Origin of the sequence: Shewanella sp. SM73, assembly GCF_025653795.1 — a bacterium.
Lineage (GTDB): Bacteria > Pseudomonadota > Gammaproteobacteria > Enterobacterales > Shewanellaceae > Shewanella > Shewanella oncorhynchi.
On sequence record NZ_JAKKRY010000002.1, the window covers coordinates 310,016 to 326,719 of the forward strand.

Annotated in this window: 16 protein-coding genes and 2 tRNA genes; all 18 read right to left on the bottom strand. The window is 44.9% G+C overall.

All coding sequences use genetic code 11. The features are described from left to right. Window positions 1-43: 43 nt before the first annotated feature. On the bottom strand, window positions 44-628 hold the full coding sequence (locus tag L5M51_RS04540; RefSeq protein WP_263171787.1) for an anthranilate synthase component II: 585 nt from the start codon (window positions 626-628) through the stop codon (window positions 44-46). A 179-nt stretch (window positions 629-807) separates the two neighbouring features. Next, complete coding sequence (locus tag L5M51_RS04545; protein ID WP_263171788.1) at window positions 808-1,245, bottom strand: ClpXP protease specificity-enhancing factor; 438 nt, start codon at window positions 1,243-1,245, stop codon at window positions 808-810. After that, the gene (sspA, locus tag L5M51_RS04550) at window positions 1,245-1,874 is read right to left on the bottom strand and encodes a stringent starvation protein SspA (protein WP_006080065.1); all 630 of its coding nucleotides are present in this window, start codon (window positions 1,872-1,874) and stop codon (window positions 1,245-1,247) included. Before sspA ends, L5M51_RS04545 begins: the two co-directional genes overlap by 1 nt. A 96-nt stretch (window positions 1,875-1,970) precedes the next feature. Continuing rightward, window positions 1,971-2,669, bottom strand: coding sequence for a cytochrome c1 (locus L5M51_RS04555; RefSeq protein WP_263171789.1), 699 nt, complete (start codon window positions 2,667-2,669; stop codon window positions 1,971-1,973). Further along, on the bottom strand, window positions 2,669-3,883 hold the full coding sequence (locus tag L5M51_RS04560) for a cytochrome b (protein ID WP_105250274.1): 1,215 nt from the start codon (window positions 3,881-3,883) through the stop codon (window positions 2,669-2,671). The genes L5M51_RS04555 and L5M51_RS04560 overlap by 1 nt, the downstream gene beginning before the upstream one ends. Then, on the bottom strand, window positions 3,883-4,473 hold the full coding sequence (petA, locus tag L5M51_RS04565) for a ubiquinol-cytochrome c reductase iron-sulfur subunit (protein WP_006080059.1): 591 nt from the start codon (window positions 4,471-4,473) through the stop codon (window positions 3,883-3,885). The genes L5M51_RS04560 and petA overlap by 1 nt, the downstream gene beginning before the upstream one ends. A gap of 370 nt (window positions 4,474-4,843) precedes the next feature. Beyond that, window positions 4,844-5,737, bottom strand: coding sequence for a protease modulator HflC (gene hflC, locus L5M51_RS04570; RefSeq protein WP_113939145.1), 894 nt, complete (start codon window positions 5,735-5,737; stop codon window positions 4,844-4,846). 3 nt (window positions 5,738-5,740) lie between these two features. Further along, a complete protein-coding gene (hflK, locus tag L5M51_RS04575; protein WP_028761770.1) occupies window positions 5,741-6,880 on the bottom strand; it encodes an FtsH protease activity modulator HflK in 1,140 nt (379 codons plus the stop codon). 36 nt (window positions 6,881-6,916) lie between these two features. Then, window positions 6,917-8,224 (bottom strand): ribosome rescue GTPase HflX, encoded by a 1,308-nt coding sequence (gene hflX, locus L5M51_RS04580; protein ID WP_028761769.1) that lies wholly within the window; start codon window positions 8,222-8,224, stop codon window positions 6,917-6,919. A 23-nt stretch (window positions 8,225-8,247) separates the two neighbouring features. Next, window positions 8,248-8,520 (bottom strand): RNA chaperone Hfq, encoded by a 273-nt coding sequence (hfq, locus tag L5M51_RS04585; RefSeq protein WP_006084207.1) that lies wholly within the window; start codon window positions 8,518-8,520, stop codon window positions 8,248-8,250. A 93-nt stretch (window positions 8,521-8,613) separates the two neighbouring features. Continuing rightward, the gene (gene miaA / locus L5M51_RS04590; protein WP_263145517.1) at window positions 8,614-9,540 is read right to left on the bottom strand and encodes a tRNA (adenosine(37)-N6)-dimethylallyltransferase MiaA; all 927 of its coding nucleotides are present in this window, start codon (window positions 9,538-9,540) and stop codon (window positions 8,614-8,616) included. Further along, entirely contained in the window at window positions 9,533-11,446 is a 1,914-nt protein-coding gene (gene mutL, locus L5M51_RS04595) for a DNA mismatch repair endonuclease MutL (protein WP_263145514.1), read from the bottom strand. Before mutL ends, miaA begins: the two co-directional genes overlap by 8 nt. 13 nt (window positions 11,447-11,459) lie before the next feature. Further along, window positions 11,460-12,917: an N-acetylmuramoyl-L-alanine amidase gene (locus L5M51_RS04600; RefSeq protein ID WP_212599647.1), complete on the bottom strand. Its 1,458-nt coding sequence runs from the start codon at window positions 12,915-12,917 to the stop codon at window positions 11,460-11,462. Between the two features lie 8 nt (window positions 12,918-12,925). Then, a complete protein-coding gene (tsaE, locus tag L5M51_RS04605; RefSeq protein ID WP_263145513.1) occupies window positions 12,926-13,384 on the bottom strand; it encodes a tRNA (adenosine(37)-N6)-threonylcarbamoyltransferase complex ATPase subunit type 1 TsaE in 459 nt (152 codons plus the stop codon). A 102-nt stretch (window positions 13,385-13,486) separates the two neighbouring features. Next, complete coding sequence (locus L5M51_RS04610) at window positions 13,487-14,971, bottom strand: NAD(P)H-hydrate dehydratase (RefSeq protein ID WP_263145510.1); 1,485 nt, start codon at window positions 14,969-14,971, stop codon at window positions 13,487-13,489. A 268-nt stretch (window positions 14,972-15,239) separates the two neighbouring features. Next, a complete protein-coding gene (locus L5M51_RS04615) occupies window positions 15,240-15,695 on the bottom strand; it encodes a hypothetical protein (RefSeq protein WP_028761762.1) in 456 nt (151 codons plus the stop codon). A 787-nt stretch (window positions 15,696-16,482) separates the two neighbouring features. Continuing rightward, window positions 16,483-16,558: transfer RNA gene (locus tag L5M51_RS04620), tRNA-Gly, on the bottom strand. A 42-nt stretch (window positions 16,559-16,600) separates the two neighbouring features. Next, window positions 16,601-16,676, bottom strand: a tRNA-Gly gene (locus L5M51_RS04625). Window positions 16,677-16,704: the final 28 nt, after the last annotated feature.

A 16,704-nucleotide genomic window follows, 5' to 3' on the forward strand; every position in this document is an offset into this window, starting at 1 on the left:
GTAACAGAAATTGATAGTGTGGAGAGTTTTTAAGGCGAGGAAATTATACGGGCACAGCCGGTTGCGCTAAAAAATTGGCTAACAGTTCGAGACCTTGCTCGGTGAGAATTGATTCGGGATGAAATTGCACCCCATAAAGCGGTAAGTCTTGATGGCTCATGGCCATGATTTCTCGGCCGTGAATTGCATCGTCAAACCAAGCATCGAGTACAAAACCTTCAGGCACAGCATCAACCAGTAACGAGTGATAACGTGTCACGGTTAAAGGCTGATTTAATCCCTTAAATAACCGCTGTCCAGTGTGCGCAATAACGCTGACCTTGCCATGCATTACCCGTTCGGCACGCACCACATTGGCACCGAAAACCTGTGCCATCGCCTGATGTCCCAAACAGACACCTAAGATTGGCATGCGCGCAGCAAAATGTTCAATCGCCGCGAGGGAGATCCCCGCCTCATTAGGTGTGCAAGGTCCGGGCGAAATCACCAGATGACTAGGCGCAAGCGCCTCGATGTCGGCTAGGCTAATTTCGTCATTACGCTTAACCACTATCTCTTGCCCTAGCTGCTGGAAATACTGCACTAAGTTAAAGGTGAAAGAGTCGTAATTATCGATCATTAGCAACATACAAGATCCATTGGTCTAAATGGGTAAAGGTAACGCATATCTAACGGATGAATGCGGGCGCAAATGCTATCACACCTTGTACTTAAGGTTTAACCAATTACGGCGATAAAATACAGCGACAAAAAAGCCAGTCATTAGACTGGCTTAGTTTTTAAAACGACTTGGGCATTTAACCACAGTTATTTAACCACAGTTAAATGACTGCGACGCTTAGGAGGCTCATCTGTCGGTTCAAACGCTTTATCTGTTGTTTCAACAACGGATAAAGATGAATCGACTTCATCGTCCATCAGGTAAGCATCTTCGATATCGAAGACAGTGCCAGCACCGTTTTCACGGGCATAAATAGCGACAATCGACGCCATTGGCAACATCACCTCCTGAGGAACACCACCAAAACGCGCATTGAACTCCACACACTCATTGCTAATTTGCAAATTGCCCACTGCGCCAGCAGCAATATTCAACACTATCTGGCCATCCTTCACGTATTGCTGCGGTACTTGAGTGCCTTCAACAAAGGCATCAACCACAACGTGAGGAGTCAATTGGTTGTCCATCAACCAATCATAGTAAGCCCTTAGTAAATAAGGACGATTTGGAGTCAAAGGTTTCATTACATACCCATGCGCATTTCGCGTTCGGCTTCAGTTAAAGAAGCTTTAAACGATTCACGCTCAAAAATACGTGTCATATACGCTTTGATATCTTTAGCTACACGGCTATCTAGCTCAATACCTAATACAGGTAAACGCCACAACAATGGGCCAAGGTAGCAATCCGCTAGACCAAATTCTTCGCTCATGAAGTAAGGCACTTCACCGAAGATAGGCGCAATTGCGATCAGGCTTTCAGTCAACTCTTTACGAGCCGCTTCAACACGATCACCTTTACGGATACGGTCAACGAGCGAATACCAGTCAGTATCGATGCGGTGCATCATCAAACGGCTTTGGCCGCGAGACACTGGATAAACTGGCATCAAAGGCGGATGAGGAAAACGCTCATCCAAATATTCCATGATAATACGTGATTCGTATAAAACGAGTTCACGGTCTACCAAAGTTGGCACTGAGTTATATGGATTTACTTCGAGCAAATCCTCAGGCATTTCGTTAGGGTCGACCTGTAAAACATCAACAGTAACCCCTTTCTCAGCTAACACGATACGTACTTGATGGCTATACAGATCATCAGCACCTGAAAACAGTGTCATGATAGAGCGTTTGTTGGCAGCAACAGCCATTGATACCCTCCAGAATCGAAATAAAACAAAAGTAAACGAGGGGCAAAGCCCCCCGTTTACACTATGCGGATATTACATTTTACCCGTTATTGGTGCCTAGTGTACATCTTTCCAATACTCTTTCTTCAAGAGGTAGGCCACAATAAAGAATATAAATAGGAATCCGAGTACCCACCAGCCCATAGCTTGACGCTCTAGCTTAACAGGTTCAGCCGAATAAACTAAGAAGCTAGTGATATCACGTACTGCTTGGTCGTATTCTTCCGCATTCAATTTACCGCCAGTCACCACAATAGTGCCATCTTCTTGCTTAACTGGTGTGCCTTGTAACTCTTCGAGTACATGTGGCATACCAACAGATGGGAATACTGTGTTATTCACACCAAATGGGCGACTTGGATCTTTATAGAAGCCTTTCAGATAGGAATAAACCCAATCTTCACCACGCACGCGAGCAACTAAAGTTAAGTCTGGCGGTGTAGCACCAAACCATTTAGCAGCATCTTTAGGTGGAATAGCGTTTTGCATCAACTCACCAATTTTAGCATCGGTGAACATATACTTATTACGCATATCATCCGCAGAGATACCGATATCGGTCGCTACACGTTCATAACGTTGATACTGAGTGCTGTGGCAACCAGAACAGTAATGTTGGAACAGGTCCACACCACGCTCTAAAGAAGCTTTATCATGCAGATCAACATTGGCATCTTCTAAATGAATTTTATGTCCGCTCGCGGCCATAGCCAACGTCGGCAACAAGGTAACTAATGCAATCAATAATTTTTTCATTAGTGTGTCAACCTCGCTGGAACAGGTTTAGTTTTTTCATTCTTGCTGTATACCCACAGCGCCACAAAGAAACCAAAGTAAGTGAAAGTAAACACCTGTGCAACTATCGTCAGCGTCGGTGTGGCAGGCACTACCCCTAAATAACCCAATACTATGAAAGATATAGCAAATTGGGCAATATTCAGCTTATGTAGAGTACTACGGTAGCGAACTGACTTCACTTTACAGCGATCTAACCAAGGCAATACGAACAGCACTGCAATCGACAGACCCATCATTATCACGCCACCCAATTTATCAGGCACAGCACGTAAAATGGCGTAAAAAGGAGTAAAGTACCAAACGGGTGCAATATGTTCAGGAGTCTTCATCGAGTTAGCCGCTTCAAAGTTTGGCTTTTCAAGGAAGTAACCACCGCCTTCAGGAATAAAGAACAACACATAGCAGAACACTATCAGGAAGCCCGCGACGCCCATGATGTCTTTTACAGTGTAATATGGGTGGAATGGAATACCGTCAACTGGCCAGCCATTTTCGTCTTTGTTCTTCTTGATTTCGATACCGTCAGGGTTGTTAGAACCCACTTCATGCAGCGCAATTAAGTGTAAAAACACGAGTACGACTAATACTAGCGGCAGAGCAATAACGTGCAGCGCAAAGAAACGGTTCAGCGTTGCGCCAGAGATCACGTAGTCACCACGGATCCACAGGGTTAAGTCGTCACCAATAACTGGAATTGCACCGAACAGAGAGATAATTACCTGCGCGCCCCAATATGACATTTGACCCCATGGCAGCAAATAACCCATAAAGGCTTCGGCCATCAACACGAGGAAAATTAACATACCGAACAGCCACAGTAGTTCTCTAGGCTTCTGATATGAACCGTAAATTAAACCACGGAACATGTGCAGATAGATCACAACGAAGAAGGCTGATGCACCCGTTGAGTGCATATAACGCAGCAACCAACCGTATTCAACATCACGCATTATGTATTCAACAGAGGCAAATGCGCCTTCTGCTGTTGGTACATAGTTCATCGTCAACCAGATACCTGTCAGTAATTGGTTAACCAATACCAACATCGCTAGCGAACCGAAAAAATACCAAAAGTTAAAGTTAGTTGGCGTAGCGTATTGGCCCACGTGACGATTATAAGTCGCCGTCATTGGGATACGCGCATCAATCCAATTAATTAAATTCTTAACCATTACGCCACTCCTTTATCTACACCGATAATCACGGTGCCATCATCAACGTATTGATGTGGAGGGATAACTAGGTTCAATGGAGCAGGTACGCCTTGGAAAACGCGACCAGCCATATCGAACTTAGAGCCATGACATGGACAGAAGAAACCAGAAGTGACACCTTCAACTTGCTCACCAAATGAATCTGGCAAATAAGTAGGTGAACATCCGAGGTGGGTACAAATACCGACAGCAATAAAATACTCTGGCTTGATTGAGCGCAAAGGATTTGTTGCATAATCAGGCTGCTGCATCTCAGCAGAAGCAGGATCTCTTAACTTATCATCATGTGTTGGCAGTTCATTGATCACAGCATCTGTGCGACGGACAACCCATACAGGTTTTCCACGCCACTCAACACGGATCAGCTGACCTGGCTCTACTTTACTGATATTTACTTCGACCGGTGCACCTGCAGCTTTCGCTTTGGCACTCGGATTCCATGACTTGATGAAAGGAACCGCTACAGCGACGGCACCAGCACCACCTACTACGGCGGTTGCGGCTGTCAGGAATCTGCGACGTCCGGTATCGACTGGCGCATTGCTCATCCACTTATCTCCCAGAGGGTGTTGGAATTTTTATATTTCAAAGACTTTCAGCCCTTAGTCATCACTAGGGTCAAAAATCGAAGTTTGAAGCGGGGCTCATTATAGCTAAAAATTAGAAGCAGATCATAGTGAAAACACGCAAGTAAGTTAGGGAGATTGCGTGTTTTTTAAAAAAAGCCTAAAAAAGACCCAACTATTAACCCATTTTAATTCATTTGGATCATATTTTAAGCTTCTTGTCTGTGACATCGGCATAAAGCATGCATCGCTAATATAAATTAGCCCAGACTTTTCAAGCTAAGTTAACAATCGCCAGATAAAAAAATAGGCCCTGAGTAACAGGACCTATTAAATCAATACTTTTAATGCATTACTTCTTAGGTGCAGTGCTCTTCATATACTTGAAGAACTCGCTATCAGGCTCTAACACCATAATATCGGACTTGCCTGAGAAGCTGGCTCGATAAGCCTCTAAGCTACGAACAAAACCGAAGAACTCAGCATCTTTGTTGTAAGCATCAGAATATATCTTCGCTGCTAACGCATCTCCTTCACCTCGAATGGTTAAGGCTTTACGTTCGGCTTCGGCAATCTTCACCGTCACATTGGCATCTATCGTTGCACGAATAATTTCAGACTGTTCTTTACCTTGCGCTCTATGCTCTTTTGCCACAGCTTGACGCTCTGCACGCATACGCTGGTAAATACTGTTACTGACGTTAGCCGGTAGATTGATTTGCTTTACACGCACATCAACAACTTCAATACCTAAGTCTTTTGCACTTTCTGAGGCATTGGATAACGCATCATTTTGCAGTTCATCACGCTTACCAGAAACAATCTCTCTGATAGTGCGACGACCAAACTCTGTGCGTAAATCGTTGTTGATCTTACGTTGTAATAGCGATTCTGCATTCGACTTAATACCACCGTTTGTAGACAGGTAATATTTTTCGAAATCCATAATGCGCCACTTCACATAGGAATCGACCATAAGGTCTTTCTTCTCTGAAGTTACAAAACGATCAGCTGCACCATCGAGTGTTTGAATACGGGCATCGAGTAATTTTACTTTATCGATCACAGGCACTTTCATGTGCAGGCCTGGGCCATAGACGCGTGTGACTTGCTTACCGTCAACGTCGTCTTTTAAAATTTCACCGAAACGCGCCACAATAGCGCGCTCGCCTTCATTCACCACCATTAAAGATGACAAACCAATACCTAAGAGCACGGCGATAAGAATAACGCTTAATCTACCCATGGATTACTCCCTCCCTTGGCGAGTACGATCATCGCGGGATGGACGTCCACTCAAAGGCTCATTCGCGCGAGTCGTTGATACAGATGAAGAATTAACATTTTGCTGTGGCTTAGCTTCCAGCTCATTTGTCGCAGGCTTCTGCTGAATTAACTTATCTAGCGGTAGGTACATTAAGTTGCCGTTGTTCTTGGCATCAATCAGCACTTTATTCGTATCTGTCATCACTTGCTGCATTGTATCAAGATACAAACGCTTACGAGTCACTTCAGGCGCAGCTTGATACTCTGGTAATAACAACTCAAAACGAGCCACTTTACCGCGAGCTTCTAAGACTTCACGCTCTTTGTAAGCATTCGCTTGTTGCGCCATACGTTCAACTTCACCACGAGCTTTTGGTTCAATTTCACGGGCATAAGCTTCAGCTTCACGAATAAAACGTTGTTCATCTTCTTGGGCAGAAATCGCATCATCGAAGGCGTCTTTCACTTCTTCTGGCGGACGTGCCGGTAAGAAGTTAACGTCAACAACAGCAAGACCCAATTTGTACGGTTCAAGAATGCGCTCTAACTCTTTCCACGTATCGCGACGAATAGCATCACGGCCCGTAGTCAGAATATCATCCATCTTGTTATGTCCAATGACATAACGCAGTGCACTGTCAGTCGCTTCACGCAAACTGGCGTTCGCATCGACGGCACTAAATAGATATGAGTAAGCATCTAAAATACGATACTGAACATCAAGCTCAACTTTCACGACGTTTTCATCGGATGTCAGCATGCTACCAGACGCAGGAATAGAGCGAACCGATTGAATGTCGACGGGATAAATTTGGTCGATAAATGTGGCTTTCCAATGAAGTCCAGGGCCAATTTCGCCAGCGTGTTTACCAAATCGCAGTGCCACACCACGCTCAGCTTCTTTAATTGTATAAAAACCCGAAAGTCCCCAAACAACTACAGCAACAGCAAGAATGATGATTAGGCTAAACGAACTAAAAGACTGGCCAGAGCCATTTCCTTTGCCGCCAAAGCGCTTTGAAAGATTACGAAAAACCTCGTCAAGGTCCGGTGGTCCTTTGTCGTTACCACCTTTATTTCCCCAAGGATCATTACCCTTGTTACCGGGCTCGTTCCAAGCCATTTAGCACTCCATAAGTGGATGAAATAAATTAGATTATTAACAAACAGCTTCATCTATCGAATCTTCGAAGATGAAGGTTTCTAACTCACCCTGACTCTGTTTTGTTAATCGGCGCCAATCGGCGTCCGATAAACGAACAGACAAAATACAGTTCCCCAGATCGTCGTACTCTTTCTGCTGTATCGCATCCAGTCGATAAAACTGGCCAAGATAATGTCCAGCAGTTGCCGGAATTCTAAGTGTTAGCTCTTTAATCACCTCACCAATAAGCTCAGTGATGGCTTTCAATAGCAAATCAAATCCTAAACGCTTCTGTGCTGAAACCCAAACTCGAACGGGTTTGCCTATGTCGTTATATTCAATTCTTGGCGTCACATCTTCGAGTAAATCGATTTTGTTACAGACCACGAGTTGCATGACTTCATCGGCTTGGATGTCTTTCAGTACAGATTGAACCTGATCAAAATTATCCGCCATGTTTTCATCTGCACAATCAACTATGTGTAGTAATAACTCAGCTTGCCTTGTCTCTTGTAAGGTTGCCTTAAATGCAGCAACGAGATCATGGGGCAAATGACGAATAAACCCGACAGTATCCGCTAATATCACGGCACCATCAGGTAAATCTAACTTTCTTAGCGTAGGATCGAGTGTGGCAAATAGCTGATCTGCAGCATAAACATCAGATGATGTTAGGGCATTAAACAGCGTTGATTTACCCGCGTTTGTGTAGCCGACTAATGAAACTGTCGACAAATCACTACGCTTACGTGCACGTCGACTCTGTTCACGTTGCTTATCAACTCGCTCTAAGCGTTTGTTGATATTTTTAATCCGTCCTCTGAGCAAACGTCTATCGGTTTCGAGCTGGGTTTCCCCTGGACCACGTAAACCAATACCGCCCTTTTGCCTTTCAAGATGCGTCCAACCACGGATCAGGCGAGTCGACATATGGCGCAATTGCGCTAGCTCCACCTGTAACTTACCTTCGTGAGTTCGCGCTCTTTGGGCAAAAATATCGAGAATAAGTGTCGTACGGTCGAGCACTCGACACTGACACACTTGCTCAAGATTACGCTCTTGGGCTGGACTCAATGCATGATTAAAAATCACCACATTGGCTTCAGTCGCCGCCACTAATGCAGCTAACTCTTCGGCTTTACCAGAACCCACAAAAAATTTGCGATCCGGTGAACGTCGACTTCCAGTAATCACCCCGACTGATCTTGCCCCAGCTGATTCTACTAATAGCTGCAGCTCGACTAAATCTTCTCGGCGTTCCTCATCGGAAAAGTCGATATGGACAAGAACCGCAGTTTCTCCCGCCTCATAACGATCAAACAAGAAGCAAACTCCTCAGATAATACTTATTCGCCACTAGGCGCATCATCTTGAGCACCATATCCGCCTTGGGCATTTTGGTGACCAGTAACGTTGAATGGGCGTGCTGGCACGACAGTAGAAATAGCGTGTTTATAAACCATTTGGCTCACTGTATTTTTCAACAGAATGACAAATTGATCAAACGACTCTACCTGTCCTTGGAGTTTAATGCCGTTAACCAAGTAAATTGATACAGGAACGCGCTCGCGACGCAATGCGTTCAAAAATGGGTCTTGTAAAGATTGCCCCTTAGCCATTTTATTATTTCCTTTTTTAATTTATATAAAATAAATCGATATCAGTGATAGTTTTTTGTTTAGTTTTAGTATTATACAGCAAGGGCTAATAAGCTAGCGGCATTGACGCATAAGTATAACTAAATTCCCCTCAGCACCACTTTCAAGCCAATTCAACTCTGGCCAACTCCGCAACCATGTTAATTGACGCTTAGCCAATTGCCTAGTAGCAGCAACCGCTTTTTCGACCATAGTATCATAGTCAAACTCACCATCTAGGTATTGCCAGCACTGTCGATAACCGACACAACGCATTGAAGGCAAGTCTAAATGCAAGTCTCCACGGGCTTTTAGCTCTGTGACTTCCTCAATAAAGCCCTGTTTGAGCATAAGCGCAAAACGTTGCGCTATTAAGTCATGTAACACTTTGCGCTCGCGCGGTGCAATAGCAAACTGCACTACGTCATAGGGCAAGGGGGCTGACTTGGTCTGAGTCAACTCAGTCATGCTCTTGCCGCTTATTCTATAGACTTCCAGCGCTCTTGAAAGTCTTTGTGGATCATTAGGATGAATTCTTTCTGCCGACACGGGATCTATCTCCCTTAATTGGTCATGCAGTGCTTCCCATCCCTTTTCATCCGCCTCCGCTTGGATCTCGGCCCTAATGGCCTCGTCCGCACTCGGTAAAGGTGACAAACCTTCGAGTAACGCTTTGAAATACATCATGGTTCCGCCAACTAATACTGGCGTTTTCCCCATGCTGACAATCTCTTCTATCTGGGCTATTGCATCGGCTCTAAAGTCGGCTGCCGAATAGCTTTCACTGGGATCACGAATATCAATTAATCTGTGCGGCCCACGAGCCAGTTCGTCTGCTGAAGGCTTGGCACTGCCAATGTCCATACCACGATAAATTAATGCCGAATCGACCGAAATGATTTCACAGTTATGCTTTTCGGCCAATTCTAATGCTAAAGCTGTCTTACCTGAGGCCGTTGGCCCCATCAAAAATAACACTTTAGGCTGTAATTCTTTATTCACTTGCTTGCTCTTCTAGCCACGATTGCCAAGGTAAGAATATCGCTTTGTTGGCAATAAGCTGTTTTTTCTCTTCAGCTAACTGCGAAAATGCTGCCCAGACTTCTGGTGCCGAAACGAATCCCGTTAAACTGTGTTTTGCCAACCAAAACGCCAATGCGCTCGGCGCAGGTGTTTCAAAACGTAGTGATTGTAGCCATTCAGGGATCACTTTGGCTAACTGGCTCTCTCTGATATATGGGGGCACTTTTTTAATAATCAACTGCTGGTAACGAATTGTTAGTTCTAAACCTAATTGGCGGATCAGCGTGTCATGTTCAGTGAGCACAGCCTGCCAATCCGCATCAGCCGCGACAGACACAGGCATCAATAAAGGCTGACCAATTAACCCAGTCGCTAGCTTAGCTTCAATCTCTTGGCATCGCGTCGCCAATGCTACTGATTTTATTGATAATAAACTGAGTTTATCTTCCGACGTCATCACCCAATATTGCCCATCTAATATCGATGGCATAGGTAACACAGACTGATAATCTTGATCTTTTACACTGTAAGAAGGGGTTTGCAGTAAAGCACCATAACTTGCTATTGCCGCCTTTGACGGTAATTCAGTACGTTGTCGAGATTCACCTACAGAATAACTGCCACGGCTGCTGTCTCTTGGCATTGTCATGCTGCCAAAAGCATTGGTTTGAGTGCCAAAACTGGCGCCTTCTCGTCCTGCGCCTACAGACTTTACTTGAACTGCTGGGGCTACTGAATCTTGAGCAGACTCAAGTGTATCAGTTTGCGCATTAACTAGAGCTGAATCAGCGCCAAGTGCAAAAGGAACAGATATTTCAGCTGCGCTTGTTGGGGCATCCACAAACACATCTTCAACCTCATCCAAAGAACTAGAGTGAACGAAGTTAAGCTCTCCTGCTTCTTCCAGCGCCGATTGCAATGCTTGCAGAATATAATCATGCACATAGCGACTCTGATGGAATCGCACCTCATGCTTAGCGGGATGCACGTTAACATCCACTTGATGGGGATCGATATCCAACATCAGCACGTAGCCGGGTTGTTCAAGTTCTGCTTTTTGAGCAAAGGCTTGACGCACTGCATGATTGACCAAGCGATCACGGATAAGGCGTCCATTGACATAAAAGTAATGGGTATCGCTGATAACTGGTGACCAAGGTGACTGCAAATAGCCACTGAGGCGTAAATCATCGTGTTGGCATTCAATCTTAAGCGCTTGCTCGGCAAATGGACGGCCACACACTTGCGTCAAACGCTGTAAATACTGGGCTTCATTCATGGCAGGACGATAATTACGTACTGTCTTGCCGTTATGCGTCAACGTGAAATGAATATCGCCGCGCACTAATGCAATGCGCTTTAACCATTCATCTATATGGGTAAATTCGGTTTTGTCACTCTTTAAAAAGCGTCTGCGAGCCGGTGTATTAAAGAATAAATCCACCACTTCAATCGTCGAACCTACTGGATGCGCGGCGGGCATCACTTTAACTGCCATGTCGGCACCTTCAGCATGGGCTTGCCACGCTTCGGTTTGCTCAGCCGTGCGTGAAGTTAAAGTTAAACGTGAGACTGAGCTGATACTGGCTAGCGCTTCACCACGGAAACCAAAACTAAGGATCGCTTCAAGATCGTCTAAAGTGTGCAGCTTTGAGGTCGCATGGCGCGATAAGGCCAGCGCGAGTTCATCTTTAGGTATACCAGAGCCGTTATCGCGAATTTTAATCAGCTTGCTGCCGCCTTTGTCGATTTCAATATCGACTCGGCTCGCTCCTGCGTCGAGGCTATTCTCGACCAATTCTTTGACTACGGAAGCGGGTCTCTCAACCACTTCCCCCGCCGCAATTTGGTTGGCTAATTGCGGAGGCAGGATCTGAATGCCCATAATGCTTTCCTATTTAACTCTGGGGTATGACTAGCGTTTGCCCTAACTGCACCACATCGGACTTCATTCCATTCGCTTGTTTGATGCTGGACATAGGCACACTGTAACGTTGCGCGATTGCAGATAAAGATTCTCCGCGACGGACCTTATGTTTAACCTTTGTCGATACCGCATCACCAACATAGGCTGTAGGCGTTCTTTCTGTTGAGGTTCTTTCTGCTGATGCTTTTGCTGTGGTTTTGGCCGGCTTAGCACTGCTAGAGCTTCCTCCCCTTCTTTGGGCAAGCAAAGTATCCGCTGGCGGATTGTTGTGATAGTAACGGCTCACACCCTTATAAATAGCATTGGCAATGCTCTCTTGATGGCGACTACTCGACAGTAAACGCTCTTCTTTAGGGTTTGAAATAAAGCCCGTTTCAACCAAGATTGAAGGAATATCCGGTGACTTCAGCACGGCTAAACTCGCGGACTCAGGGCGACTTTTATGCAATTGAGTCACGCCACCTAAATCTTTTAAAATATCCCCCGCTACAGAATGGCCAATTGCCATCGAACTGTTCATTGACATATCGAGCAGCGTCATAGCCAAATACTGTTCATTATCCGTGTTTTGGATAATCTCACCCGCGCCGCCCAGCAGCTCAGAGTGTTTCTCTTTTTGCTCTAACCAACGACCAATTTCACTATTAGCACGACGCATTGATAGCACCCATACGGAGGCGCCACGTGGATTGGGCGAGGTAAAGGCATCCGCATGGATAGAAATCAGCAGATCTGCCTTACTGTTGCGCGCCAGTTCAGAGCGTTTATTTAAATTCACAAAATAATCACCAGTACGGATCATCACAGCACGCATGCCTGGCGTGTCATTGATTTTGCTAGAAACACGTCTGGCGATTTCTAGGGCGACCTTTTTTTCATAAACACCAGAAGGACCAATGGAGCCAGGATCGTCGCCACCATGACCCGCATCAATAGCAATGACAATATCGCGGGATGATTGCGCCGCTTGGGTGACAGTTTTGACGGGTGTAGATGACACGATAGCCGTTGCCGTAGTTAACGTTTTATCTTCTAAATCAACCACTAGACGATTGCCATAGGGTGCAGTAACAGGCAAAGAAAACAAGCTTGCATTCAATGGCTTTACGAGATCGATCACTAAGCGCAAATCACCTTTAGTGGGTGACTTACTGATCCGCACGCCCTTAACTAACTTACTGTTGTTTTCAAGATTTTTAAGCACAACTTTAGCAGTAGTCTTTTTTAAATCCACCACTAAACGATTAGGGCCATCTAAAGAGAAATAGGTGTAATCAGGCACTCCACTCAAGTCAAACACGATTCGAGTTGACTCAGGCGCGGCCCAAATACGTACGCTTTCTAACTGATTAGCAGCATGGGCCACCACAGAGAAAAAAGAACATAAAGAAAGAATAATAATTTGAAAATACGGGTTATTTTTTATCATTTTAGTTTTTATTTTATCGCTTTTAATAACTTTTCACCTAGCTCAGACAAGGCCTCTATACGTATTTCTCGCCCACTATTTTGATAACTTAAATGCATATGGACATCGGCAGCGGGCAGTAAACCCTCTCCCTTATCTGGCCATTCAACAATGCACAGACTCTTATCCGTAAAGTAATCACGGATCCCCATAAACTCGAGTTCTTCTGGATCGTTTAAACGATACAAATCAAAATGATAAACTTCGACATCTTCTAGCTCATATGGTTCAACTAAAGTGTAAGTCGGGCTTTTAACGGCACCTTTATGGCCCAATCCCTGAATTAAGCCACGACTCAGCGTCGTTTTACCGGCTCCTAAATCACCCGTAAGATACAGAGTCAAAGGCGCTTGGACATGGCGGGCTAATTTTTGCCCAACCGCAATAGTGTCGTCTTCGTTGTCTAAGAAAAAAGTTAACTCTGTCATATCCGCTTATATCACTGCTGTTATTGATGGAGAAGCGACTCAATCCTAAAAAGGCACAGGGCACATAACAAAGTCCAGCCCCGCTTGAGTCTCACATTCCGCCTAGAGTAAATCACTATTCACTAATTGGCGAATAAAAGGCATTAAATCGCTCGCTAACATACCCCGTTCTCCCTGTATTGCCGCAAGATCAGCGGCGCAACCATGTACGACTACGCCAAGCACAGTTGCCTGCATATTATCCATTCCCTGAGCCATGAGCGCGCCTATAATACCAGATAACACATCGCCACACCCACCACTGGCAAGCCCAGGGTTGCCGACTGGTGCAACTACCATTTGCTGACCATCAAAAATGACCGTTCCTGCGCCCTTTAGCAATACAACGCCGCCGTACTTTTGCTGTATAGCGCGAACAGCGGCAAATCTATCCAGTTCAATATCGACCACGGTACAACCAAGTAAACGCGCGGCCTCGCCCGGATGTGGTGTTAGTACCCAATTCGCTTGGCGCCTTGGTTCATTACTGAGCAGATTCAACGCATCGGCATCTAAAACACAAGGCTTATCGCTCAAGCCCACGGCTTTAAACAAATTATACCCCCAGTCATGCTTACCTAAACCAGGGCCAAGCACGATAACCTGCGCCCAACCAAGGCGCAGATACACTTCCATATCGACTAAATCACAACCCCAAAACATCAGTTCAGGACGGGAGACATTCACCGTCAGTTGATGCTCAGGTCGACTGATCACAGTGACTAATCCCGCGCCTGCACGTAAGCAAGCCTCACTTGCCAGTCTCACAGCCCCAGCCATGCCTATATCACCGCCGATGACAGTGACTTTGCCCGATTGGCCTTTATGGCTATCCCGTGCTCGGGCGGCAAAATAGTCCTTAAGAGTCTCTCTTCCAACTCTTTGTGCGCTCGCTTCAGCAAAGAAAGGCGTTAATCCTAAATCTGCAAATTCAAGCTCGCCACTGTAATGCCGCGCCTTACCTGTTAACACACCTTGCTTTACACCACCAAAACATAAGGTAATATCCGCCATCACAGCAACACCTACTACGGCGCCTGTATCAGCAATGACTCCAGAGGGTAAATCAAGGCTCAATACCCAAGCCGAATTGTCATTGATGGCACGGATATATTTAGCCATATCGTCGCGCACAGCATCACGTACACCCGTACCTAACAGACCATCGACTATGATTTTCGCTGCGAGAATAGGTTCAACCTCTAACGGCAGTAATTTTCCACCTTCAGCAAGATAATGGGTCAATGCTTGCTGACACTCAGGCGTGCCTGCCGCTGACGTCATCATCACAGAAATGTCCATACCACTGGCACGGGCTAGACGAGCGCACACTAAGGCATCGGCACCATTGTTACCGCTGCCAGCAAGAATTAACACAGGTAAGACTTTGGAGCTATGTTTCGCTAAACACTCAAAAGCCGCCGCGCCAGCACGCTCGACCAATTCATAGAGACTAGATACTCCCTGAGACACTGCACTCAGTTCCGCTTCGCGAACTTGTGTTTGGGTGTATAGAGCTTTGGGAAATTGCGATAGATCTTGTGCCATGAAGGATCTCCTTAGACACCAATGACTCCATTTCACAATGAGTAATCTCACCATAGAAGTCTTGGCAGAATTGAGCAAGGCCAATAAAAATCAGCCAATAGATCAAGAAAGTAGCAAAAAAAGCAGCGAGAAATTATGACGTAAATCAGTTCAGGCGCAGAAACCCGCCCAAATGGAGCAAAGTAGAGTAAAAGTTGCCGATACAAAGTCGACATAAAAACCAAAGCCAGCGCTGGGCTGGCTTTGAGAATCAAGAAGAAATGACGGTTTAGATATCGTCCATCCGAATCGTACTGTGGACTAGACGTTGCTGCTGAGTTTTCTCTACTCGGATCAAATTGGCTAACGCATTGCGCGCATCTTCCGCCGTGGTTGAGTTAACTGTTTTTTCTAACAAACCAATCAGACGATTCTCTAGGTCTAAATGTAAGTTGAGCACATCATCTTCATTCATGTTTGCGGGCAACATAGTATCTTGGCAACGCTTAGTAAAGTCTTCAAAAGTGAAGTCTTTATACCAAGTATCAAGAATACGATGTGGTGCTTCATCCATATAATCACGCAGTTTTTCTGCCATGGTTTTTTGGTGTGATTCAAAATACTCCAACATCATTTTCACACGAGCCGAGTCAGCTTGATTGTTGAGTCGGCCATAGAGTTGCGCCATATCTAAGCGGCAATTTGCCACATACTCGAGTAGATCACGTAATTGTTGAATACGCATATAATGCACTCCATTGTCAGGCCAACTACTTGGCGCTATTAATTTTGTCTAATTCCATTATGTGAGTAAAAGCGTTACGAATATTTGAACAAGGTCATAATTTAACTTTCACGCAGCTATCTAATTTAGGAAAACTTGAAGAAACACGCTATAGATCACGCATCTTAATCCTATCACACTGTTTTGTATAAAAGAGAAAAGCCAAAAGAGATCTCAACGCACTTTTCCCAAAGGGTATTCGTAAGTCTTTGGTTGTGCATGGTGAATCTGAGATAGAGTGCTTGAAGTAGATGGCAGTGAATCAAGACAAATATAGATGAGCCAATTGAGGGAATGACACGAAAAAGTCATTGTTAGAGAGTTTAACGGAAGTACAGCGAAATGATTTTGATAGGGAGAGATTCGAGCAATGATCTATGCCTTAGTCAACGGCTAAGCATTGTAAGTAATAGCAATATGAGCTACACGATTGAAATGATCTTAGCTAAAGTAGTTTTTGGGGGATTTATTGAAATTGGAGCGACATGATTTTGATCAAGAGCGGTTTGAACCGATAACCTATACCTTGGCAAAAAAGAAGGTATCGCCATATCAAGTCCGCAACTGAGCTAATCCCAATTGAGTAATCTGATAGTGGAATATTTAGGAAATTGGAGCGACATGATTTTGTTCAAGAGCGGTTCGAACCGATGACCTATACCTTGGCAAAAAAGAAGGTATAGCCATATCAAGTCCGCAACTGAGCTAATGTCAATTGAGTAATGTGATAGTGGAATATTTAGGAAATTGGAGCGACATATCGGGTTCGAACCGATGACCTATACCTTGGCAAGGTATCGCTCTACCAACTGAGCTAATGTCGCATAATCTGTATTAATGATTTGGTAAATCACTAAGTTTTAATTTGGAGCGACATATCGGGTTCGAACCGATGACCTATACCTTGGCAAGGTATCGCTCTACCAACTGAGCTAATGTCGCATAATCTGTATTAATGATTTGGYAAATC